Genomic DNA, 22,171 nt, shown 5'->3' with positions numbered 1-22,171 from the left:
TGATACACTAACTGCTCAAATGCTGGTTCTTCAGACCGGCTCCAAGCTCCGCTGTGTACCTGGTCAGCCTCAGGCTGATCTCGGTGCGCATCACATCCCGGGTGAGTCCGAAGCGTTCCTGATAGCCCCGGCAAAAGATTTTGTAATACACCAGGAACTCCTCCTGCTCATCTGCCAGCACCCGGATATTATGCTGCCTCAGCTCTTTCTGCAGCTGGTAGGTATCCTGCATAATACGCTGCTGAATCGCCTGGCCGGCGAGCATGAAAGCCCGCTTAAGAATGCTATTGGACAACTCAAGCTCCTTCAGGCTTTTGCTGACCATCGTATCGAGGTAAGGAAGCAGAATGAGGTCACGCACCATCGTCCGTTCCTCTACCGTAATCATTTTCCTGCCCTCTGTTCCCTGCTTCTGCTCATACTGCTGGACATGCTCTGTCATTAACATTTTGGATTTCCACCGCTCGTTTCCGTCTAGCTTGCTCATTTATAGTGCCCCCCAATCTGCTGCGCCCGTTCCAGAGCAACCCCAGATTCCAGCAAAGAAGACGCGCGGATCAGCGCCCCGCTTCCGTACCGGTTCTTGATCTGATCGATAGCCCGTTCTCTGTTGCTGCTCCGCGTCCGGTCGTCGAACAAGGTCAGCTGCATCACACTGTCGTCCGTCAGCCGGGATATAGAGATAGCCAGCCGGCTAATCGGCAGGCCGCTCCAATGATCCACGAACAGACGGTGGGCGGCTGCTGCCACCTCATGGGTTAACGACGAAGGCTCCGGCAGTGTCGTCTGCCGGCTATAGGCATTCGAGGTGTTGCCGTCTGTCTCCACTACCGCAACGGACACCACAGCTCCCATGTACCGGTACTTCCGCGCCCGCCGGCAGACCTCAATCACCAGCTCCAGCAGCACCACCTCAATCTCCGGCAGCCGGGTATACAGATTCCAGCGCAGCGCCTTCCCGTGGCCGACAGACTTCATCTCATGGCGTATCCCGGTCACCACCGGGCTGGGATCGATGCCGCGTGCGGTCTGCCAATAATATTCTGCTTGAATATCGCTCTGCTTGCCCAGGGTGGTGCGCATTCTCCGCTTCAGCTCGCCCAGCTCCATCCGGGCAATATCTCCAATGGTCGTAATGCCCATGCGGTAGAAATTCTTGGTCATCCGGCCCGCCACCATGAACATTTCATGCACCGGGCGCGGCCATAGCTCTGTGTCCAGATTATCGTAATCCAGCCGGAAGATTCCGCCCGCCTTCTTCTTGGCGAAGTTATTGGCCATTTTGGCGAGGATTTTGGACGGGCCGATGCCGACCCGGGTCCATACTCCGGTAGATAACAGAACATGCTGCTGGATCGAGTGAATCATCTCCGGGAGATCTCCTCCGAACACACGCAGAGAGCCGGTCACATCCAGGAACTGCTCATCAATGCTGAACGCCTCCACAAGATCGGTATACCCCTGGTAGATCTCGGAGATCAGCAGCGAGACCTGAATATACGTCCCCATCCGTGGCCGGATAACCACCAGGTCCCGGCATTTCGTCAGGGCTTCTCCCACGCGTGATGCAGTAGTTACGCCATAGGATTTCGCAAGCGGGCAAGCGGCCAGGACAATCCCGTTCATCCGCGACGGATCACCCACAGCAACAGGCTGATCCGCATATTCGGGATGGGCGGCCTTCTCCACGCTGGCATAGAAGGACTGGCAGTCAGAGAGCAGAATAATCCGGTCCTTAGGCATACCTCCGCCCCCGTGCCGGATGCCACGACAGGATGCCCGCAGTAAGGAACACACGGGGCTGGCCGGTACTCAGACAGGTGGCCCGTATGCGGCCATCACGGATACCGTGCACTTCAATTTTCCGCTGCGTAATCTTGCCCGCTTGGTCCAGATATATCATTTCTATGGTTTGGCCGATGCTCATCTTCATGATTGTTCGCCTCCGGGCTCAAGTAAGAACATTTGTTTGTATTATAACCAGGATTAAGATTTTTAAGCAATGGTAAAATAGAACAAATGTTCCCGTTAAAATAGAGTATGCGGGGAGCGGGATAGTTAGAACCGGGAAGGGACATTTAGAGATAAAGAAAAGCTGGAACAAACAGGAATTTCATCGTATTCCCTAGCTGGAACTGAAACCCAAAAGGAGGTAATATTGAATAATGTCATACCCCTTGAAAGGAGAACGTCCATGCTTATAAAAGCGAGTCTCCAATGGACTCTCATTTTCGTTTTTTTGTTAGGCCTAGCCGCCTGTAGCAAGGAGGATAATGTTTTTAAAGGGAAGGTACACACAGTAGATGTAGAGAATTCAAGGATCTTGGTAATCGCTCAGTTAAAAGAAGAAGACTTAGATAAGAATTACAATGAAGTTCTAGAAAGTGATATGTACTCTCAAGCCATTTGGGTAAATAAAGTTTCACCTTCCAAATATAAAGAGGGTGAAGAGATTGAAGTGTTCTATCAAACGAGTGATGATTCGTTTCCGGCACAAGTTACCGCCAACCAAATTGTAAAATCAAAAATGGAGCAGTGAAGCCTGCAAGCCAAGCAAGGGCCCCGAGCTACTTCGGTTCCTTACGGACCAGAGAGCCGTTAATTTGAAGAAACAGGAACTTCTTGCGGAGTAACGGACCGAGTGGGATTAGAATTGAAAGTAGACGACAGTTAACGGACGGAGGGATAATAAGGGCAACGGAGGTGCATCCCTATGGGAGAAAAACGACAACGGTACAACGAAGAATATAAGAAGCAAACGGTAAAGTTCATTCAAGAGCAGACGAAGAGCATAGGGGACATCGCGCAAGAGCTGGACATTCCGAAAAGTACGCTGCACCAGTGGATGGGGAAATACCGGGAGCTAAAGAATGAACCGGTAGCCAGTATGGATCGGGTACGGGAACTCGAAGCCGAGCTCCAAGAGATGCGCCGTCAGCTCCAAGAGAAAGACAGTCGACTTGCCGATACAGAGGAAGAATTGGCAATCGTAAAAAAAGCAGTGCACATCTTCAGCAAACCAAGGAATTAAGATTCCAGTTTATGAAGGACCATCGCTCCGCATTTCGCTTGGAGAAGATGTGCAGTACCCTACAGGTATCCAGGAGCGGATATTACAAGTGGCTGAACGCCAAAGCCAGTGTGCAAGCCCTCCGCAAGGCTGCTGTTATGGAGCGAATCCGGTACCATTTTGACGACCATCAAAAACGGTATGGAAGTCCGAAGATCACCCGCCTGCTGCATCAGGAAGGCTATACGGTCACGGAACGCACAGTGAGTGTGTACATGCGAGAAATGAAGCTCCGCTCTATTGTATCTAAGCCATACCGAGTGCAGACGACCGATTCCAAGCATAATAATCCCATTGCACCAAACACACTGAACCAAGAGTTTAAGGTGCTTAAGCCCAATACCGTATGGGTCACCGACATCACGTATATCCCTTGTCGTGGAGGTCGCTTATACCTAGCTAGCGTCATGGATCTATGCACGCGAGAAATTGTAGGGTGGCGGCTGTATAACCATATGGAGACGAGCCTGGTCTTAGACGCGCTGCAGGCGGCGTACACGGCGAAGCGACCCGGCGAGGGCCTACTGCACCACTCTGACCGAGGGTCTCAATATACCTCAAAAGAATATGTCGACCAACTAAAGACATACCACATGAAATCCAGCATGAGCCGTAAAGGAAACTGTTACGATAACGCCTGCATTGAGTCTTGGCACAGTATTTTAAAGAAAGAGCTCATCTACTGTAATCCGCGCTTCAAAAACCCGGAACAGGCATATGATGCTATTTTCCAATACATTGAGTTCTATTACAATCGCAAGCGAATGCACAGCTCACTGGGGTATCTTTCCCCCGCCCGCTTTGCTAAGCAATTCACTAAAAAATCCGTTGCGTAACAGTCTACTTTCTTGACAGAAGTCCAGAGTGGACCTTATTGTCTCTCTAAAGAACGTTTAGGAGCGGAATATTCGTTAATATCAAGGGCCGTGGTGTCCGCAACTTGCCCAAGTTGTGACTCTCCTTCCAAATAAGCGCGTCTCAGTCCGTAACGCCGAGCCGACCGTCCCATTAAGACCGAACCCCGTCGGAGTATGAGCGCACACTGATCAAGGAGAATAGAGGATGAATGGATTGATCCAGTATAAAAAATCCCGCCGGCCAATTAAGGCTGACGGGTTTTTTTCTTTTATCCAGTCGAAACGCCGGAGAAGGTCACGGGTCCGGTAACACTGGCAGTATTGAGCAGAACATTGGTGCTGTTATTGGCCACACCCAAAGAATAGGCATTGGATGGATTGCAAGTACGATTAACACATTAATGTGTGTGGATAGAGGAAGCTCGATTACTGAGGGGCTGGACTGCAACTGTCCGCCTTGCTTGGGCTAACGAAGATAGCTTATACTTCCTTTGTCCTCTGCAAGGGACATAAACTACCGATAAAGAGAGGTCACACATCATGTTTCAAGGCAAAACGAGGACCGCCGTCTGGATCGGTTTGGGTCTGTACACGGGTCTTACCCTGTTCTTCTTGTTTGTCGGCTTCAACCGTTCATCGGCTCTGCCGGAGACGGGCTTACGTTATCGCCTGACGTTCGACGGGATTCCGTTGCATTTTCCGGGCGGTGGTTACTCGAATCTATGGGTCTTCAACCTGGGCAACTATCTGGCCTTCGTACCGTTCGGGCTAGTCATTCCTCTGCTGATCCGCTGCCGGTTCCTGCCGTTCCTCTTGGTCTTCTTTGCAGCCATCACAGGAATTGAGCTGATTCAGATGGTAACGGGGTTGGGTGCGTTTGATATTAACGATATCGTTATTAATACGCTCGGCTCGATTGTCGGCTACGGCGCCCAGCGGCTGATCCGCCGCGACCGTACAACCACAAAAGGTATGCTCAAGCTCCTGTCATCAGGTGCTGTCTTGACGTTAATTGTCTACTCCGCCGTGAGCGGTATCAACTATTATCTGGATCATGGACGCGGGGAGATCATAGCGCTGGACCAGCTCCCTATTGAGCAGGGTGAAATACGGTGGGAAGAAACGCTCAGCAGCTTCACTGTAGCGCAGGAGCAGATTGAACCGGCGGTCAATCTCTATAGCCCTGATCATCCGGGACTCCACGAGTTCTCCCTGCGCCTGGATGGACAGTATAAGGAGTTAGCCGGGAATTTCGGCGTCCCTGATGATGCTATACCTGCTAAAGGCAGCGGCACCAGCAGCGTCATGATCAGCGCCGACGGAGAAGAGCTTTACTCCCTGGATGTGAATATCGCACCGGGCGAGAATCAGCCGCTGTCTTTTCAGGTTTCAGTTGAAGGCAAACAAGAGCTGACCATTAGAGTCAACACCGAGGCTGCCGACCCCCGAACCCATGCGGTATTGTGGGACCTTACGCTCACAGAAGCCAATACCGGACAAAAGCTGGCAGCGCGGCTTCAGCGGCTGCTGGGCGGGGGATAAAATAAATAGGCCCGCTAGCTAGATAGCTCCTGAAGATAGAAACTTATGCGTGACCCTTCCAAGCCGTGGATGGCCCGAGGGGTCTTTTTCGCATTTGTGAATGGGATTATTTAAAAGCTTCGTTAAACGCACTTTCGATTTGCTCCGCATCCTTGGAGACCGTGAACAAAATATAACGGCCCTTGACCTTTAATATATGCTTTTCGACGAGGTAAAATTGCTCGGGGCGGTAGTCTTTCAGCTTGACTTTTTGAGCCTCGATTCTTTCCATGATCTTTTCCTTAACGCTGTCCGCTTGATCCTCTTGTTTCACTCTGATCACGGCCAGTTCATTCGCTTCGACGTTCGATTCTGCTGTATACAGCACAAAATCCTGAACTTCATCTGCATTAAGCTGATAGAGCTTCTTAAGCCTGCTCATATCCCCCTTGTCCATAGCTTCCATAGAAGCCGCTTGCTTGATACGCTCTTCAATGGTATGGACTGGAACGTCTTTGGCATCTTCTTTCTTACTGGAGCATCCGATCAAGATGCCACATAAAATCATGACGGCAGACAGGACAACCACGTATTTAATTTTCTGTCCAGTAAGCATGGTTACTGACCTCCTTTTTGGATTATTCCACAGAATCCGCTAATGCTTTAATGGATGGATCTTCAAAAAATGTCGTCATATTATACAAAATCAGCATGTCACGGATTTGCCGTTCTTCCATAAGTTTCAGTACATCCCCCTCATAATATCTGAGATCTATCACATCAATTTCGCTAAAATGCGGGGTTAAAAAAGGGATCAGGCTGTTGGCATACGAATCTTTAACAATAAGCAGTCTTCTCCCTTCCGCACTGCCGGTTGTTATGCGAAGCAAGCCATGATTCCCGTTGAAAAAAACAGCGTATTTATCCTTCTTGGTGAGGTTTTCCATAGCGTACATCGAATCCGCACTTTGCTGTTCGTGGGCGTACTCCACGGAAACGGTCTCCGATACCTTTGGATAATACAGCTCAATAGCATCCGGCCGTATGTGCCTGAATCCGCTTTTCGAATACAAAGATCCATAGAACTGACTAGTGACTTGACGGATGTTGAAATCATCTTCGTTCCTGGGTGTAAAACCCATGGGCGCGCCCAGTTCCCGATAGGCAAGGAAAGCGCCTTGGGTCGTCCAGTGATGGTCTGTTTTGTAATAGAGCGGTTGCTCCTTGTCCGCCTCCAGCACGGGAAAAACACTGATCCATCGAATGTCCCCGAGATCAGAATCCTTGATCTTGTCCCAATAGCCCCTCTCATCCCCACCGGAAGCATAAGGCGGCAATTTATCCTCAAGTATGGAAGCTGCCGTCGGCACGAGCATCATATATTTGCGCAGACCAGGCGTAGCCTGATCAAAGGCTTGAATGGCTTTCAGCTTGTCTGCCAAATCCTCATGTCCGGGAGGAGTGAATTTTTGAATTAAGTACCCGTCCTTGCCGAGGTAGACCCCGTTGCTCTCTTTTTTCCCCAATCCCTGATCCGCATCGGATTTCAGTCCAATCCAAAAGTCCCTCGCCATAAACTGGTCCGATAGATACGCTTCAAATTCTGAAGTAAACTTGCCTGATCCTAAGGTTTGAAGCGAGAATGCCGGGAGCTGCTGCAGCACCCGGTTCTCTGATTCGGAGAATACTTTCCCCGGGGTCAGACAATTGACAACCAATACCGCCCCGGTAAACATAAGCAGTACAACAGCGAGTGCGCGGTAATAGACTTGGCCGTAGTTCTTCAAAGATAATCACCTCCATCAGAAACGAAAGTATAAGAATGGATTGTACGTTGCATTGACCAGATAGGCTGTTGAGGCCACGATAAAGATGAAGTAGATGGCGAAAGCGGTAAGTGTGCCGAAGCGGGCAAACCTGGTTCTGAACCGGGTCAGTGCTCTGCCGGGAAACGGCGTGGCACAAACCGCCAAGAGCAGTAGCAGCAGGGCATTCGTCGACACATCGTAAAGCGCCCGATTGTCTGCGAATCCACCGGCCCCGGCGCCAAACATCGTTCCGATGAAGGTCATGGCCGCAGGCAGATGTTCAAATTCGAAGAATACCCAGCCGATGATCACGACAATCAGGGTGTAGAGATGGCTTACAAACACAGGCAGGCGCTGAAGCTGTTTCAAGAGAACCAGCTTTTCAAGCGTGACAAAAAGACCGAAATATAAGCCCCAAATGATAAAATTCCAGCTCGCTCCATGCCATAATCCGGTTATAAACCATACAACCGCCAAGTTGCGCAGCTGCTTTAGCATACCCGCCCGGTTCCCGCCGAGCGGAATGTAAATATACTCACGGAACCAGGCACCCAGCGAAATATGCCACCTCCGCCAGAATTCCGTAATACTCCTGGAGATATAAGGATAGTTGAAGTTCTCCATAAATTCGAACCCGATCATTTTACCTAAACCGCGCGCCATATCCGAATATCCGCTAAAATCGAAATAGATTTGAAACGTAAAGGCGATAATGCCAAGCCATGCGGAGAGAACCGACAGCTCCGCCGCAGGCACCGCTTTGACGCTTGTCCACAGCAAGCCGATATTGTTGGCCAGCAGCACTTTTTTGGCCAGCCCTCTGATGAACAATTCCGCCCCTTCGCCAAAACGCTCCAACGTCACTGTGCGGTTAGCGAGCTGTCCCGCAATATCTTCATATTTAACAATCGGACCTGCTACAAGCTGCGGAAACATCGTCACGTAGGCGCTGAAGGCGATCAGGTTCTTCTGAACAGGCACCTTCCTGCGGTAAACATCGATGATATAAGACATCGTCTGGAACGTGTAGAAGGATATTCCGACCGGAAGCGGAAGATCTGCTGCCTGCAGGTGCAGGTTGAACAACGAATTGATATTGTCCAAGACAAAACCTGCGTATTTAAAGAAGCCAAGAATCCCCAGACTCCCCGTCATGGACAGGATCAGCACGCCCTGTGCAATCACTTTACGATGGCTGTATCTGTCGATCAGAATCCCGTTCACATAGTCAAATACCGTCGAGAAGATCATGAGGAAAATGTATACGGGCTCTCCCCATGCATAGAAGACCAGGCTTGCGGCAAGCAGAACAGCATTTCTAATCCTCATGGGTGAGAGATAGTAGATCAGCAGGGTGACCGGCAGAAAGAGGAATAAAAATATAAGACTGCTAAAGACCAATCCCCGTCACCTCCAGACTTTCACCTGGCTGCATGTTATTTCACCCGGTCCTTCAGCAAATCGAGCATACGTGTATAGAATTCCGGCTTAAAATGAATACCGTCCGAACTATAGAAATGGGTGCTGTCCGCGAATATGGAGGATAAATCGGCAAACCCGATCTGCTTCTTGCCTGCCAGCTCTTGTAATCCCTGGTTGTAATCGTCGATATTTTTGTAGCGTGGTTCCACTTTCTCCGCTTCTGCCGTAACCGGCGTAACCGGTAACACCGTTATGGATGCCTCCGGAAGCTTCTCCCTGATACTGTCGATCAATTGGGCGTAGAACTTCAGTGAATACTGCTTGGGGTTATCGGTAATTTGCGGCGGCAACAGGATATCATCGGACCCCAGCATGATAAATACATACTGCGGATTCCGCTCTGCCAGCTTGTCCACATCTCCACTCATCAGAGACAGCTCGGTAGTCTTTCCGGCACCTGCCACTACATTGAACTCGTCCAGAATGTCATGGTAGGATAGCGCCTCTGTAATCGAATCCCCCAGAAATACGCTGTTCTTAAATATCGTTTTATAGGAAGTAGAGTTTGGCTGCTCCGGGGGAGCTGTTTCATTGACCTGTGGCTGAGATGTCACGTTTTGCGGATTTTGCCCGCTCCCGCATGCTGCCAGGGTGAGTGCGGTACTGCCTATAACTAGCGTTGAAATGATTTTTTTTAACATGAACATGGTCCTCTCTTTATTTAAAATTAGGTAAAGATAGTAAGGCTCTTGCCCCTCTCTGATAGAAAGAATAACAGGGAGAGATGCAGAACAAGTGCAGAGCAAATCAACGCTGGATCAAAAAAGAACAAAAAAAAGCGCAGAACCGAGGTTTGCACTTTTTTCCGTATTTCTACGCTTTTTTATTCAATTGAAAATAAAACATTACTCCATCGGAGGTATTGTTCACACCGTAGGGCACTCCGTGCATCTCCAATATTTTCTTGGATATGGCAAGGCCCAGCCCCGTCCCTCCGGTCGACCGGTGGCGGGAGGTGTCACCACGGTAGAAACGGTCCCATATTTTCTCCAGCTGCTCATCGGGGATATGGGCACCTTTATTTTCGATGTAAATGCGAATGGTGTCCTTCTCTTCCGAAGTAGTTATGAAGATAGATTCATGCTCCGGCGTATAGAAAAGCGCATTGGTAAGGAAATTGACGATGACCTGCTCTATACGACGCTCATTGCCCTCGACTTCGGCAGGGATCAGCGAAGTGTGGAGAAGCAGCTGCCTGGCTGCAAAATCCGGCGTTAATTTAGCGCATACCCGCTTGATGACAACATCGATATAGAACGAGCCGGTATCCATTTTATACGTACCCGATTCATACTTGGCCAATTCCAGCATATCCGCGATCAGCACATTCATCCGGCTGACTTCGTCTCCCATTGCCGCAAAATAATGCTCCCGCTTATGGCTGGCAACCCCGTCGCTCAAAATGTCAAGGCAGCTCTGAATGACGCTTAACGGAGTCTTCAGCTCATGGGAAACGCCGGCTATAAATTCTTTCCGCGTATGCTCCAGCTGCTTTTCTTTTTCGATGTCCTGTTCAAGCTGGAGAATATGGGAGTGCAGGCGCTCGGAGAGCTCATTAATGTTGCCCGACAAGTCTCCGATTTCATCCTTCGTGGTAATGGGGATTTTCTCCGAAAAATCGAGGTTAGCCATTTGCCGGGTGGTACGGTTGATGCGCAGCAACGGCCGGGCAATCTGACGGGAGTAGTAAAACGATGCCAGCAGTACGAGCAGCAAGGCCACAATAATGATATACACGTAGTAGTCTTTGATGATCCCTACGGCTTCATTCACAGGCTGCAGCGACGTCATCGCGAACAGGTATGCCGGATTTCCGTCACGGTCTTGCGTGCGGTCCACGAAAATTTTGTAGATCACATGATTTTCTTCAACATCCAGGACCTGTTTTGCGTTCGCGGCATCCTTAAAATCGCCGTACAATAGATCCGCCTGGAAAGCCTTGATGCGGTCCAGAAACAGGTGATTGGTGTAACGCGAGACTCCGGCCCCTTCCGGTACCCGGACTTTCGTAATGGTTCCCTTGACCAGAAAGGTGGGATACTGCTCACGATATTGGACCGCGTTCATTTGTTCGAGGACCTCGTACTCTTTGCTCACCATCTGATGATTCTCCAGCCGGCTCTCATCTCTCAGATTGGAACGGTTCCTCCCCATCCGCTGGATCACCGGCTGGTTGTTCATGATCAAGCCTTCTATGGCGATCGTTCTCCCTTCTTCAATCCAGGGAGTGAGGAATGTGCGATTGCTGCTGAAGTCCTCTACATTGATAAAACTGTATAGCGGCACGGTTATCGTTGTTTCAGCAAGCGCCGGTTCGTCTGAATGATCCAGCTTAATTTCCATGAAGAAATCACCGGTATACTTTAGATTTCCGCGGGTGTCCAAAGCCGTGATCCAGGTGTTATACTTTTGAAAAAAGTCTTGCTCCAGCCTGGCCATCTCCTGCGGGTTCGAGGCATGATTCAGGTAGTCCTGTTCATACGCCTGAACCGCCGCGTTAACGTCTTTCATTTTTTGATGAACATAAAATTGTTTGAAAAATACGGTTTGCAGGATAAAAATAGCGGCAATCAGGAACAGGCACAAGCCCGCCGTCAACAGGAACAGTTTTAGAACAATCCCCTTTTTCATAGCTCATCCTCGAATTTATATCCTGAACGCACCACCGTAACAATCTGCTTGGCATGTGTCCCCAGCTTGGAACGCAGATTGCGGATATGGCTGTTGACCGTACGATCATCGCCCGCGAAATCATATCCCCAAATTTTCGTAATCAGCTGCTCTCTGCTGATAATGATCCCTTTGTTTTGCAGCAGATAGGCTAATATTTCGAATTCCGTATGCGTTAGATCGGAGCTGGTGCCGTCAATCGAAACGGTACGGGAGGGAAAATGGATCGAAATGCCTCCGCCGGACAACGTGTCGCTCTCATGCCTGCCGATATACCTGCTCTCAAGCAGCCGCTTAACCCGTGCCAGCAGAATCAGAGGGCGGTAAGGCTTGGTCACATAGTCGTCGGCGCCAAGCTCGAACCCAAGCAACGTATCGTCCTCATCCGAACGGGCTGTCAGTACGATAATCGGCACATTCGACGTCTTGCGGATTCGCCTGCACACGGACCATCCATCCAATTCCGGCAACATGATGTCCAGCAAAATCAAGTCCACCTCATGCTCCTGAAATAACGAGACCGCTTGTTTCCCGTCAATGGCTTCAATCACGCGGTATCCCTCTTCCAGCAGATAATCCTTCATGATTTCACGCAAAATATCTTCATCTTCCACAATCAATATTGTTTTGGACATGTCATAACCTCACCCTTTTTTGTAGACCAGGAACGTAAAACTCATAGAACCACCAAAGTATACAATATAGGTTACCCTATACAGATAAAGATCATATGCAGATGGATTGGAGATCAGGTGAATAAGCTACATAATACTTACGCCGCCTCAATGGCCGTGTCTGAAATTTCCTGAAACGTTAAGCCCTTTGCCATATGAGCAAGAAGCATTTTGCAGTAACAAAACACAGCAAAAGAGCCGTCCGGGATTACTCCTGTGGCGGCTCTTTTTCATAAATCAGTATCTTCTCTATCCCGCATTCAAAATAATCGCAGAGTTTAGCCAGTAGGTCGCTTGGATAGTGCCTCAGCTCATCATTGTACATTTTTCGGATTGTTTCAAATCGGTATTCAATATCTCGGGCCACCTGCCGGATAGACTTACCACTTGCATCTACAAGTAGCTTAAGCCCGGAATGAACCTCCCCCATAAAATCACCTCATGGGACAAGCATACAATGCCTCGTGAAAAGTGTCAAAGAAGCATTGACTCCTATAAAGAGTCATGATATATTATAAATGCAAACGACACCTTTAAAGAGTCAAAAGGAGAGGAGTTGAACATGACATGAAGAGATTGGTTCCGCTCTTAACAGCAATTATTCAGCTCATTACTGCAAGCCTACTGTTCACGGACAAAAAGAAGGGAACCAAACGCAGCCAGCGCGGCAAACGTAAATAGGTTCCCGGAGAGTAGAAGTTGCACCTCCTGCTCTCCACCCAATCCTAACATAAATCGTTTGGGAGATACAATCATCAGACGGGCATACACAGGAGGATTGCTATACGTAAAACAGTTGAAAGAACAGTTGTTCTCAGTAGCATTCGAGATGAGGCCGGGCGAGTGATGAGAAGCTTTTTAGACGGAGAAATTCTTCGCAATTCTCTTGCGGGGTCAATACATTCGCTTTTCATGCTGGAAATTCAATTTTCAGATATCGTAAAGGAAAAACATGAGTTGGGTGAAATCAATTATGTCATTAAAACTCAGATTGAGAATGAAGAAAACATTTATTTAACGTTGGAGTATGTAAGAGCAATTTTCAAAAAAACAAAGGTGTTCGGTGAAGGGAGGAAATAATCATACTGAATGTAATTACATGATTTCTTCATCAATAATATAAAACGTGTGGCAATCGGTGAAGCGCCTGAAAGCAAGCTCAATCGGATTTAGATAAAAGCCCCTTCCAGGCCGGATGGCTTGAGGGGGCTTTTCATGCGTTTTCGACTTCCACGTTAACAACCTAGGGCTCTACGTGTGTATGATATTTGCTTTTCCTCCCTCCAGCATAGTAGTCAGCCCCGTTATACAGTTTTGATAAAAAGAAAAAGAGCCCCGGAAGGGACTCCTTATAATCATGACGGATTAATGTTCACACATGTTACTTTAAAAGATCTCTTAGGCGCGAGCCATCATTGCTGCCGATTGTTCATCGACTGCATTCAGGCCAACAGTCATATCCAAGGCAATTGCGACTTTCATCACTGTTTCGATGGATGGAACTGAAGAAGAAGTCTCTAACCTTGCCACCTGAGCTTGAGTAATCCCGGCTCGTTCAGCAACCTGAGCTTGTGTGAGCCCCAAAGACTTGCGTCTGTTGGTGATCTGTACTACCAATTTCGCCATTTCACTGATTACTTTTTTTTCATACTCAGACTTATAGTCCAGTTCTTTCTTGAAGTTACTCCACGTTCTGATTTCTTTATTATTTTTCATACTATCACCTCCACTATGATCGGGTAGAGGGTTTTCCAATCGCCATCTACCCGCTTCACTACTTTACGAGCCTTCCCTTGCAACCCAATCCTTCATTCGTTTTCGGGCCCTGTCAATTTCAGGTTTGGGGGTTTGTTGCGTGCTTTTCAGGAATATCGTCAATAGCACTATGTAACCCTCCCATCGAAAATACGTAATCCGATGTCGCTTGGCTCGTATTTCGTAAAGTGGACCTTCGAGTTGCCTTGAGTGAGGCATCCCACTTTCGACCATTTCTAGTGCGTAGTAAATCGAATCAAGCGCTGCCGCAGCTTGTCGATTCCCCCTCTTAGCACTTTCGTTAAGTTCGGTTAGGGCCTTCTCAACTTCTGAATTCCCCTTCTCCGTGTAGTAGAATATAACCTCCGCCATGAATAACCTCTTTAGTCTATTTGTATATTAAGAACAAATTATATCGTTCTCGGCATAAATATATCACGAACGATATAAAACATCAATCGTTTTAAACACAAAAATGGAAAAAAGTCCTCCCCAAATTTCTTGAGAAGGACGAGTTGAAGGCCTTCATTACTCACCTTCAACATGTGGGTAATTTGTGGGTAACACTTTTCAACAATCCCTTTGAAATCAACAGGTTTCAGTCCCCTGTTAAATATAAAACATATAATTATCCGCCTGGCTCTCTTCCTTGAAGTTGATCAGGTCGGATAAGGTGGTGGAGTCCAGGACGTCCGCGATACTGTCGCGGATGCGCAGCCAGAGGTCGCGCTTGGCCGGGTCGTCTTCTTCGGTGAAGTCCACCGGGGAGATCGGGCCTTCCAGGACGCGGATGATATCTCCGGCAGTAATGGTGCCGGTCTCACGGGACAGTATATAACCGCCGTAGGCTCCGCGGATGCTCTTCACCAGACCTGCATTGCGCAGCGGGGCGATGAGCTGCTCCAGGTAATGCTCGGACAGTCCGTTTTTCTCGGCGATGCTCTTAAGTGATGTAGGCCCTTCGCCGAATTTCAGGGCAAGCTCCATCATAATGGTTAATCCGTAACGTCCTTTGGTTGATATTTTCAAAGGGGCACCTCTTTCGGTTTAGTTGCATATCAATGTATTCCGATGTCTGCTCTCAGCTTATGTTATCATATCTATGGACACATTTGGAACAGCAAACGGTAATAATTCGCGATTTTGTTCGCCACTGGTGGACAAATTGTCAATTTCGGACTGTTTTTCGCTATATTTTATAGCCTAGGTGTCCTCGTTTGGGGTAGACAGGTATGTTATAATACACAATGAGCCGGGTGTTCAGTGAGAACGCCGGTATTTTGTGTACAGAAAATGGTGATCACGATGACAAAAGCTAATCAGGATATCCGGGTCGTCGTCGGGATGTCGGGCGGTGTGGATTCCTCTGTTACAGCGCTGCTGCTGAAGCAGCAGGGATATGACGTCATCGGCATCTTCATGAAGAATTGGGATGATACCGACGAGTTCGGCGTATGTACGGCCGAGACCGATGCCGAGGATGTGCGCCGCGTCTGCGAGCAGATCGATATTCCTTACTATACCGTTAATTTCGAGAAGGAATACTTTGATAAAGTCTTTTCCTATTTCCTTGAAGAATATAAGGCTGGCCGGACCCCGAATCCGGATGTGATGTGCAACCGCGAGATCAAGTTCGGCGAATTCCTGAACAAGGCGCTGCAGCTTGGAGCAGATTATGTCGCTACGGGACATTACGCCCGGGTCGTGGAGGAAGACGGACTGTTCAAGCTGCTGCGCGGCGTGGACAACAACAAGGACCAGACGTACTTCCTCAATGCGCTGAACCAGTACCAGCTCTCGAAGGCCATGTTCCCGATCGGACATCTGCCGAAGCCGGAGGTACGACGGATTGCCGAGGAAGCCGGACTCTATACCGCGAAGAAAAAAGACAGCACGGGCGTCTGCTTCATCGGAGAACGCAATTTCCGCGAATTCCTCAGCCAATACCTGCCTGCACAGTCAGGCAATATGGTCGATATCGCTACGGGCGAAGTGAAAGGCCGGCATGATGGCCTCATGTACTACACGCTGGGCCAGCGTCAGGGACTGGGTATCGGCGGCTCCGGTACAGGTGAACCCTGGTTCGTGGCCGAGAAAGACCTGGCAAGCAACACCCTGTATGTGGTGCAAGGTGAGAAGCACATCAGCCTGTACTCGACCAGCCTTATAGCCTCAGGGGTGAACTGGATCGATCCGGACACTCTTGGCGATGAGCCGCTCAAATGTACGGCCAAGTTCCGCTACCGCCAGCCGGATCAGGGGGTTACCCTGACGAAGCGGCCGGACGGTACGGTACACGTGGCCTTTGATGTTCAGCAAAAGGCAATTACGCCCGGACAAGCCGTGGTCTTCTATCTGGGCGAGACCTGCCTTGGCGGCGGAACGATCGAGACGGCCGACAAAGTCGCGCCGCAGGCGCAGGTGTAAGGCATCTCCTGCCTGAACTGCACCTCAACCCACACAAAAGAACCTTCAACACCACAGCGCGTGGAGTTGAAGGTTCTTCGTCATTGATGGGTCAGGACACGGAGTCACGCCGGGGCTGACTCACAAGGCTTCAGCCTTATTGCGGCTGAACGCCCCAGACCAGTACACCGTTCAGATACAGCGGCACCCGGTTCCAGTCTGTGAAAGACGTTTTGGTTGCATCATAGGAGTAATCGTCAGCCTCATTGTAATTGCTCCAGTCGGTCTTGTTAATGCGCAGTTGAATCTCTCCGGTATTCGCACCCGGAGCAAGACTGCCCGCGCCCGCACTAAAGGAAATCTCCACATAGTGGTCCGCTCCTGTAACTGCAGGCTCAAGCTTCACGAAGCTGCCCAGCACATTGCTGCCGCCGAGAGCCGCATAATCGACATTGAACTGCTGCGCCCGCTCGCCGTCAATCGTGTAGTAATACCGGACCTTAACCTTGCTGAGGTCTACCGCTGTGGTCCCGTTATTGATAATCCGCAGCTGCGGACGGAACTGCGGGTCGGTGGCGTTCGTATCCGTTGTACGGTATTGAACGACCAGATTCCCTACAGCAGGCGTAGCGGTTGGTGCGACTGTCGGTGTAGCCGTTGGCACTGTTGTCGGTGTAGCCGTCGGTGCGACTGTCGGTGTAGCCGTTGGCACTGTTGTCGGTGTAGCCGTCGGTGTGGCTGTTGGCACTGTTGTTGGTGTAGCTGTTGGTGTTGGTGTTGCTGTTGCTGTCGGAGTGGCCGTTGGCGTGGTTGTAGGGGTAGCTGTCGGCATAGGGCCGCTGCCGTTATTAATCAGCCGGTCATATTCGGCATATGCTGTAGCCATGTCCACCTGTGACCAGAAGCGGTGATAGGTGAACTCAGGCGCGCCATTGTCCCAGGTCTTGGTGGTTTTATTGTAGGAAGTATTGTATTTTCCTTCGAGATAACTCCACTTGGGATCATTTTTGATTTTCGGGAGAATATCGGTGTAGCTCGCATACACTCCATTGCCGCCCTTAGCCGGGTCAGATGGAACTGTCGCGTTCCCCGGAATGGTATTGCCCTGTCCGAAGGTACCGCTCCAGCCTGCCGGGAAATAGACCTCTTTGGTGAAGAACCGGAAATAATCGGCACGCTTCTCCAGAGTGGTAATTCCAAGGCCGTCATTGTAGCCCCAGGCGGTATCCAGCATGGACTTAGCCAGCTGCGAAGCGGTTCCGCCGAGCGCAGTGTAGTTGCCGTGCTCTGCCTTGTTCCCTGCGGCGAAGAACGTGAGGGCTTTGATATAGCTGCCCAGTACGCCGGTATCCTGCCCTGGGTCCTTGGTCACTGCCTTCAAGCTGCTGTTGCCGTTAAAAGAGCTGAAGCCGTTCCAGGTATCCGGCTGGCCATGCCACTCTACATTGCCCGGAATCCAGAATTCGCCCGGTGCAGCCACAGTAGCCACCTGCGGGTTGGCTCCGCCCAGAATCCGGTTGCCCTGCTGATCCAGATAATAGCCGGCGGCATCCGATACGGGACGGCTGCCTACAAAAGCATAATCTGAAGACCAGTCAATCCAGTTCTCAATGACCCGTTTGGCCATTTTGAAATTATCCGAGGTAGTATCACCGCTGGAAGCCAGGATATAATACAGCTCTGCTACGCGCTCCATACTCCAGGACTGCATCCCGAACCAGTTGTTGGATGGCGGGTCCTGATAGACAGGTGCCTCATCGTATAGCATGCCGTAGAACGTGCTGGCTCCTGCAGGATAAGCACTGTAAGAACCGCCGTAGCTATTGGTGGCACCGCCTGCAATCGCTCCTTCAGAGGATTGCAGCCAGTTGTAGAATTCCAATTGGCGGGTCAGCGATTTGCTCCAATCCGTTCCGGCTGTTGCGGAAGACGGAACCAGCCCTGCAGTTGCAGTGGACAGCGCATAGGCCGCAACTACATTCTGGTACCCTTGGTGCGCATGGCTCGCACCGATTCTCCAGGCCCAGTCTCCGCCGCTGCCCAGACCGCCGCCCCAGGAGGTATACCAGGCCATCAGGTACTGGTTGGAATCCTTGCCGGTTCCCGGCTGAGGCGAACCGTTAGCTGCACTTCCAACCTTCTGGAAGTACTTATCGTACATACCATAACGGAGGAAGTCGCCCATTTTCTTGGCTTTGTTCAGATAGACCGTATTGGTATAGCCAAGATCCTTGGCCCAGTACATGGCCTGCACAGCGCGTGCATCAGCATCTGTAGCATTGGTGTAACGCCACTGCGCGGAAGGCGCACTATTTTCCTTGGTGAACAGGCTCATGAAGCCTTCATTCGGCTTGCCGAAGGTCTTGTTATCCTGTGAAGGATGGGAGACCGCCTCCCACACCGATTCCTGCACACCGCGCTGGAAGGTGTTCACATAGCTGGCGGTATGCTTAGGATTCAGCAGGTTGCCGAACCCATACCAGTTGTCCACATCCACCAGCCAGTGCATCAGATAGGTCTGGTTATTGCCGTAGGTGGCCTTCAGCTCTGCATCGAGCGGGTCCTTACCCGGAGTGTACTTGCCGTTCAGTGCGCTTGGATACTGATCCGGCTGAGAAAGCTCTGAGGCGTAGGTGGCCGGGCTGTTCGGGTTGTAGCTGCTCATCGTCGGCTGCTCCTGCACACCGTCGCCTTCATTAATCGGAATGATGTATTTCTCCATGTTATCCCAGGCTGATTCGAGCTTACTCCAGTCCCCGGTATTATAGCCGTATAGCACTTCAAGCCACATCCAGTAGCTATAGGCCTCGGAGGTAGTCATATGCCCATAGTTAGGCGCCTCGCTGAGCAGGGTCTCTACCGCATGATACGGGATGCCTTCAGCCGAGAAATACCCGCTGGCCGGGTCCTTCAGCTGGTCATACAATTGCAGGAATCTGGTCTTCTCCACCGATGCCGCCTTGGCGGTTCCCGGGCTGAAATTGAGGATTCCACTGGTGAGGGAAAGGGTCAGAACAGCAGTCATGACTATGGAGGCCGGTTTCTTGAATGAACTTAGCTTCATCTTCATCATTTCGGCATACTTCCTCTCTGGTATGGTTTAGGGTTCGAGGCCCCAGACAAGTGTTCCTCCACGGTACAGGGTGACTTTGTTCCAATCCGCGAAGGTCTGCTGTGTGCCGCCATAGGAATAGTCATTGTTCTCATTGTAGGCCGTCCAATCGGACTTGTTGAAGCGCACTTGAATCTCCCCGCTGTCTGCCCCTGGTGCCAGGCTTCCTGCTCCTGCCGCAAAAGAAATCTCCAGATAAGAGTCGGCCAGGGTAACAGGTGCACTAAGCTTCCCGAAGCTTCCGTTCAGGTTACCGCTGCCGACAGCTGCGTAGTCACAGTGGAATTCCTGCGGCTTGTCCCCGTCAACAGTGTAATAGTAACGCAGCTTCAGACCGCTGAGCGGAATGGCCTCGGTTCCTGTATTGATAATCCGGAACTGGCTGCGGATCTGTGAATCTCCGGGACTGGTATCATTGGTGCGGTACTGCACACGCAGAGCGCCGGCAGGCACTATAATCTCGCGCGGCTTGGCGCTCACCTGTACAGACGCTGTACTCTCCCCTACGCTGTTCGAAGCGGTTACCACATAATAATAGTCCACTCCGTTCGTTAGTCCGCTGTCGCTGTAGACAGCTGAAGTAGACGTACCCACTGTAGTGTACGGTCCGCCGCTCACCAGAGAGCGCTTGACGGTATACGACGTTGCACCGCTGACTGCATTCCAGCTCAAGGCTACGCTGGCGTTGCCGGGCTCAGCCTGGAGGCCGGACGGACGTCCAGGAACCTGCGGTTCACCTGGCGTTCCGCCGCCGGAAGGCAGCTCCCCGTACACTTTGACACCTGCATCGTATACCGGGATATAAGGGTTCTTCGTTGCCGCTGAAGCATTCGCGGCCACTCCCTTGAAGGAGAAGTCATTGCTGTTGTCCCAGAAGGTGGTGTTCAGCGGTCCGGCAATGCGGAACTGTACTTCCTTGCGGTAAGCAGACTGTCCGCCCGGATAGATGGGAGTGCCGGAGAAATCTACTTTGGTGTAGTAGATATGGTTCGCTTCATCGTAAGGCAGCAGCTGTGAGACAGTAGCTCCCTGATTATAGCCTCCGGCCTTAACCGTGATATCGCCGGGACCATATCCTGCGGCAACAGCCTCGCTGATGTCCAGATAGTAGTTGAAGGACAAATGGCTACTGGAGCGGGCAGGCCAGGCTGAACGGTTATTGAGAACCGCGCGGATCTCTACAAAATTGCTGCCGCTAGCATTCACGGAAGTTTCCGTGAACATCTCATCCTCACGCGTTTCGGCCGGCGGGAAGTTCGCAAGCGGGCTCTGCCCCTGCCCGTGAAGCATCATCATCCGGGCCAGAGAGCCGGTAAAGGCTGAATTGTAATCGGTTGCAACTTCATTAGAGACATAATCGCTGATCGCATCGGTGTAAGCATCGGTCTTGGAGGGGCCGCCAACAAGTGCGCCGTAGAGCACATGCCGGTGGTTGGCCGGAGTGGTCTGGCTGTCGCTCCAGGAGCCGTGTGAGGTGCGGTGGTGAGGATGCTCAGGTGCATTCGCGCCGAAGCCGATGACATAGCTGCTATTTCGCGGATTGTCGCCCAGCATATAGTTAATCTGGCGCTCTGCGAAGGCCTGGGCGGTATTCTTTTTCACCGGATCAGTAACCCAGTCTGCATAGACAAAAGCAAGAAAAGCATGGTTGGCTGCATACCGCAGCGCCCCCCATTGATCCAGATGGGCCAGCCCGCCTGGAGTATACGTTACCCGGTCGGAGGTGCCGTTCACCCCGGTCGTCCAGAACTGCATATTGCGTTCCGTGGATTGAATGAACTTGGGATCATTCGTAATGCGGGACAGCAGGAGCTGCGCACCGTAATGCTTGTCATCCCAGGATTGGGTCCATTGATAACCCCAGTCTCCGGCTTGATTCGTACCCCACAGATTGCTGGCGGCGACAGCCTTGTTCAAATAGGTCTGCTCACCGGTCGCCAGGTATAGCCAGACACCGCCCCAGCTCAATTCATCGGCATAGCTGCTCCACGAATTGTAATACTGCTTGGCGTCAGTGATAGTATCGGAGTAAGCCCCCCGGTACGTATCGGCAAAATTGTATAATTGCTTGGCATGCAGCAGGAGCTTGTCCGCATAAGCGGGATCTGAATCCCTGAAAATAATGGAAGCCGAGGCAAGGGCGGCGGCAGTCTCACCAGCCAGATCCGAGCCGGGATGTGCAGCATCAATCTTGTAGGCCGGGCGCGCCATAGGCATGACCTCCGCCGGTCCCCACCAGTTATGATCCGCCGTGCCGTTACCTACCTGTCCCCACAGCTCATTCGGTGCAGTATGCGCTTTCACAAAATAGTCTGTAGCCCAGCGGATATTGTCCAGAATCTCATCCAGCTGCCCGGACTGCACGTAACCATCCTTGTATTCATAGACCGACCATGCCAGCATGGTCGCAGTATACGCCATCGGAAAGCCGAATTTGACATGATCCCCTGCGTCGTACCAGCCTCCCGTCAGGTCATGGCCGACATCGGCACCATCCTGCAGCCCCGAGTCGCCTCTCCATTCCACGCGGTTGTCCGCCGGCAGCTCACCCGAACGCTGGGCCTCGTAGAAATAGATCGATTTCTGCAGTGCCTCTGCATAATTAAATCCGGCGCTTGCCGCTTCGGTGACAGACGGGCGGACAGCCGTCCCTGAACCAATGGTGAAGGCTAACATCAGGCTTAGTGAAGCGATACAGCCGGTCTTACGTTTACTTTGACTCATCCTTGCTCATCTCCCTTCGTTTTCTTACTTTTCAGTCCGTCAGGACTCAGGCACGCACAAATACCTCCCCAGTGTCCATAATTAGACATCAT

At 50.9% G+C, this 22,171-nt stretch carries 21 protein-coding genes; 6 read left to right on the top strand and 15 right to left on the bottom strand.

Translation table 11 applies throughout. From position 1 onward, the window contains the following. Nucleotides 1-7 precede the first annotated feature (7 nt). Genes MKX42_RS08910 through MKX42_RS08900 form a run of 3 tightly spaced genes read right to left on the bottom strand, consistent with a single transcriptional unit; the run spans nucleotide 8 to nucleotide 1,933 of the window. Nucleotides 8-487 (bottom strand): hypothetical protein, encoded by a 480-nt coding sequence (locus tag MKX42_RS08910; RefSeq protein ID WP_340752187.1) that lies wholly within the window; start codon nucleotides 485-487, stop codon nucleotides 8-10. Then, nucleotides 484-1,743 carry a DNA polymerase IV gene (locus tag MKX42_RS08905; RefSeq protein ID WP_340752186.1) on the bottom strand — a complete coding sequence of 420 codons (1,260 nt, stop codon included), beginning with the start codon at nucleotides 1,741-1,743 and terminating at the stop codon, nucleotides 484-486. The genes MKX42_RS08910 and MKX42_RS08905 overlap by 4 nt, the downstream gene beginning before the upstream one ends. Further along, the gene (locus tag MKX42_RS08900; RefSeq protein ID WP_340752185.1) at nucleotides 1,736-1,933 is read right to left on the bottom strand and encodes a hypothetical protein; all 198 of its coding nucleotides are present in this window, start codon (nucleotides 1,931-1,933) and stop codon (nucleotides 1,736-1,738) included. The genes MKX42_RS08905 and MKX42_RS08900 overlap by 8 nt, the downstream gene beginning before the upstream one ends. A gap of 261 nt (nucleotides 1,934-2,194) precedes the next feature. Here MKX42_RS08900 and MKX42_RS08895 point away from each other — a divergent pair, with 261 nt between their 5' ends. From MKX42_RS08895 to MKX42_RS08880, 4 genes are all read left to right on the top strand, one after another. Continuing rightward, the gene (locus MKX42_RS08895; protein WP_340752184.1) at nucleotides 2,195-2,539 is read left to right on the top strand and encodes a DUF3221 domain-containing protein; all 345 of its coding nucleotides are present in this window, start codon (nucleotides 2,195-2,197) and stop codon (nucleotides 2,537-2,539) included. A gap of 174 nt (nucleotides 2,540-2,713) precedes the next feature. Next, on the top strand, nucleotides 2,714-3,031 hold the full coding sequence (locus MKX42_RS08890; RefSeq protein ID WP_340750981.1) for a transposase: 318 nt from the start codon (nucleotides 2,714-2,716) through the stop codon (nucleotides 3,029-3,031). Nucleotides 3,032-3,042: 11 nt separating this feature from the next. Beyond that, nucleotides 3,043-3,906, top strand: a complete 864-nt coding sequence (locus MKX42_RS08885; protein ID WP_339311273.1) for an IS3 family transposase — start codon at nucleotides 3,043-3,045, stop codon at nucleotides 3,904-3,906. A gap of 561 nt (nucleotides 3,907-4,467) precedes the next feature. Continuing rightward, a complete protein-coding gene (locus tag MKX42_RS08880) occupies nucleotides 4,468-5,469 on the top strand; it encodes a VanZ family protein (protein WP_340752183.1) in 1,002 nt (333 codons plus the stop codon). Between the two features lie 106 nt (nucleotides 5,470-5,575). Here MKX42_RS08880 and MKX42_RS08875 read toward each other — a convergent pair whose 3' ends face one another. The 7 genes from MKX42_RS08875 to MKX42_RS08845 all read right to left on the bottom strand — a co-directional run bounded on the left by MKX42_RS08875 (nucleotide 5,576) and on the right by MKX42_RS08845 (nucleotide 12,512). After that, complete coding sequence (locus tag MKX42_RS08875) at nucleotides 5,576-6,064, bottom strand: DUF4358 domain-containing protein (RefSeq protein WP_340752182.1); 489 nt, start codon at nucleotides 6,062-6,064, stop codon at nucleotides 5,576-5,578. Between the two features lie 22 nt (nucleotides 6,065-6,086). Then, nucleotides 6,087-7,235 (bottom strand): DHHW family protein, encoded by a 1,149-nt coding sequence (locus tag MKX42_RS08870; RefSeq protein ID WP_340752181.1) that lies wholly within the window; start codon nucleotides 7,233-7,235, stop codon nucleotides 6,087-6,089. 15 nt (nucleotides 7,236-7,250) lie between these two features. After that, entirely contained in the window at nucleotides 7,251-8,657 is a 1,407-nt protein-coding gene (locus MKX42_RS08865) for an MBOAT family O-acyltransferase (RefSeq protein WP_340752180.1), read from the bottom strand. Between the two features lie 35 nt (nucleotides 8,658-8,692). Next, on the bottom strand, nucleotides 8,693-9,379 hold the full coding sequence (locus MKX42_RS08860) for a GDSL-type esterase/lipase family protein (RefSeq protein WP_340752179.1): 687 nt from the start codon (nucleotides 9,377-9,379) through the stop codon (nucleotides 8,693-8,695). 172 nt (nucleotides 9,380-9,551) lie between these two features. Continuing rightward, nucleotides 9,552-11,369: a sensor histidine kinase gene (locus MKX42_RS08855; protein WP_340752178.1), complete on the bottom strand. Its 1,818-nt coding sequence runs from the start codon at nucleotides 11,367-11,369 to the stop codon at nucleotides 9,552-9,554. Continuing rightward, nucleotides 11,366-12,043, bottom strand: coding sequence for a response regulator transcription factor (locus tag MKX42_RS08850; protein WP_340752177.1), 678 nt, complete (start codon nucleotides 12,041-12,043; stop codon nucleotides 11,366-11,368). Before MKX42_RS08850 ends, MKX42_RS08855 begins: the two co-directional genes overlap by 4 nt. 247 nt (nucleotides 12,044-12,290) lie before the next feature. Further along, on the bottom strand, nucleotides 12,291-12,512 hold the full coding sequence (locus tag MKX42_RS08845; RefSeq protein WP_340752176.1) for a helix-turn-helix domain-containing protein: 222 nt from the start codon (nucleotides 12,510-12,512) through the stop codon (nucleotides 12,291-12,293). A gap of 413 nt (nucleotides 12,513-12,925) precedes the next feature. On the opposite strand from MKX42_RS08845, the gene MKX42_RS08840 reads away from it, so the two are divergent. Beyond that, the gene (locus MKX42_RS08840; RefSeq protein WP_340752175.1) at nucleotides 12,926-13,162 is read left to right on the top strand and encodes a hypothetical protein; all 237 of its coding nucleotides are present in this window, start codon (nucleotides 12,926-12,928) and stop codon (nucleotides 13,160-13,162) included. A gap of 318 nt (nucleotides 13,163-13,480) precedes the next feature. Here MKX42_RS08840 and MKX42_RS08835 read toward each other — a convergent pair whose 3' ends face one another. The 3 genes from MKX42_RS08835 to cymR form a co-directional block, all read right to left on the bottom strand. Continuing rightward, nucleotides 13,481-13,798: a helix-turn-helix domain-containing protein gene (locus MKX42_RS08835; protein ID WP_340752174.1), complete on the bottom strand. Its 318-nt coding sequence runs from the start codon at nucleotides 13,796-13,798 to the stop codon at nucleotides 13,481-13,483. 63 nt (nucleotides 13,799-13,861) lie between these two features. Continuing rightward, on the bottom strand, nucleotides 13,862-14,209 hold the full coding sequence (locus MKX42_RS08830) for a type II toxin-antitoxin system RelE/ParE family toxin (RefSeq protein WP_340752173.1): 348 nt from the start codon (nucleotides 14,207-14,209) through the stop codon (nucleotides 13,862-13,864). 237 nt (nucleotides 14,210-14,446) lie between these two features. Further along, complete coding sequence (cymR, locus tag MKX42_RS08825) at nucleotides 14,447-14,866, bottom strand: cysteine metabolism transcriptional regulator CymR (RefSeq protein WP_340752172.1); 420 nt, start codon at nucleotides 14,864-14,866, stop codon at nucleotides 14,447-14,449. 276 nt (nucleotides 14,867-15,142) lie between these two features. Between cymR and mnmA the strand changes: the two genes are divergently transcribed. Continuing rightward, nucleotides 15,143-16,264: a tRNA 2-thiouridine(34) synthase MnmA gene (gene mnmA, locus MKX42_RS08820; protein ID WP_340752171.1), complete on the top strand. Its 1,122-nt coding sequence runs from the start codon at nucleotides 15,143-15,145 to the stop codon at nucleotides 16,262-16,264. Between the two features lie 136 nt (nucleotides 16,265-16,400). Here the strand turns inward: mnmA and MKX42_RS08815 are convergent, their stop codons facing one another. Then, nucleotides 16,401-19,307 (bottom strand): glycoside hydrolase family 48 protein, encoded by a 2,907-nt coding sequence (locus MKX42_RS08815; protein WP_445669365.1) that lies wholly within the window; start codon nucleotides 19,305-19,307, stop codon nucleotides 16,401-16,403. 36 nt (nucleotides 19,308-19,343) lie between these two features. After that, nucleotides 19,344-22,079, bottom strand: coding sequence for a glycoside hydrolase family 9 protein (locus tag MKX42_RS08810; protein ID WP_340752170.1), 2,736 nt, complete (start codon nucleotides 22,077-22,079; stop codon nucleotides 19,344-19,346). Nucleotides 22,080-22,171 lie beyond the last annotated feature (92 nt).

Source organism: Paenibacillus sp. FSL R7-0204 (assembly GCF_038002225.1).
Taxonomy (GTDB): Bacteria; Bacillota; Bacilli; order Paenibacillales; family Paenibacillaceae; genus Paenibacillus_AQ.
The sequence above is the reverse complement of the archived record's forward strand: the minus strand, read 5'-3'. Positions and strand labels throughout refer to the sequence as shown.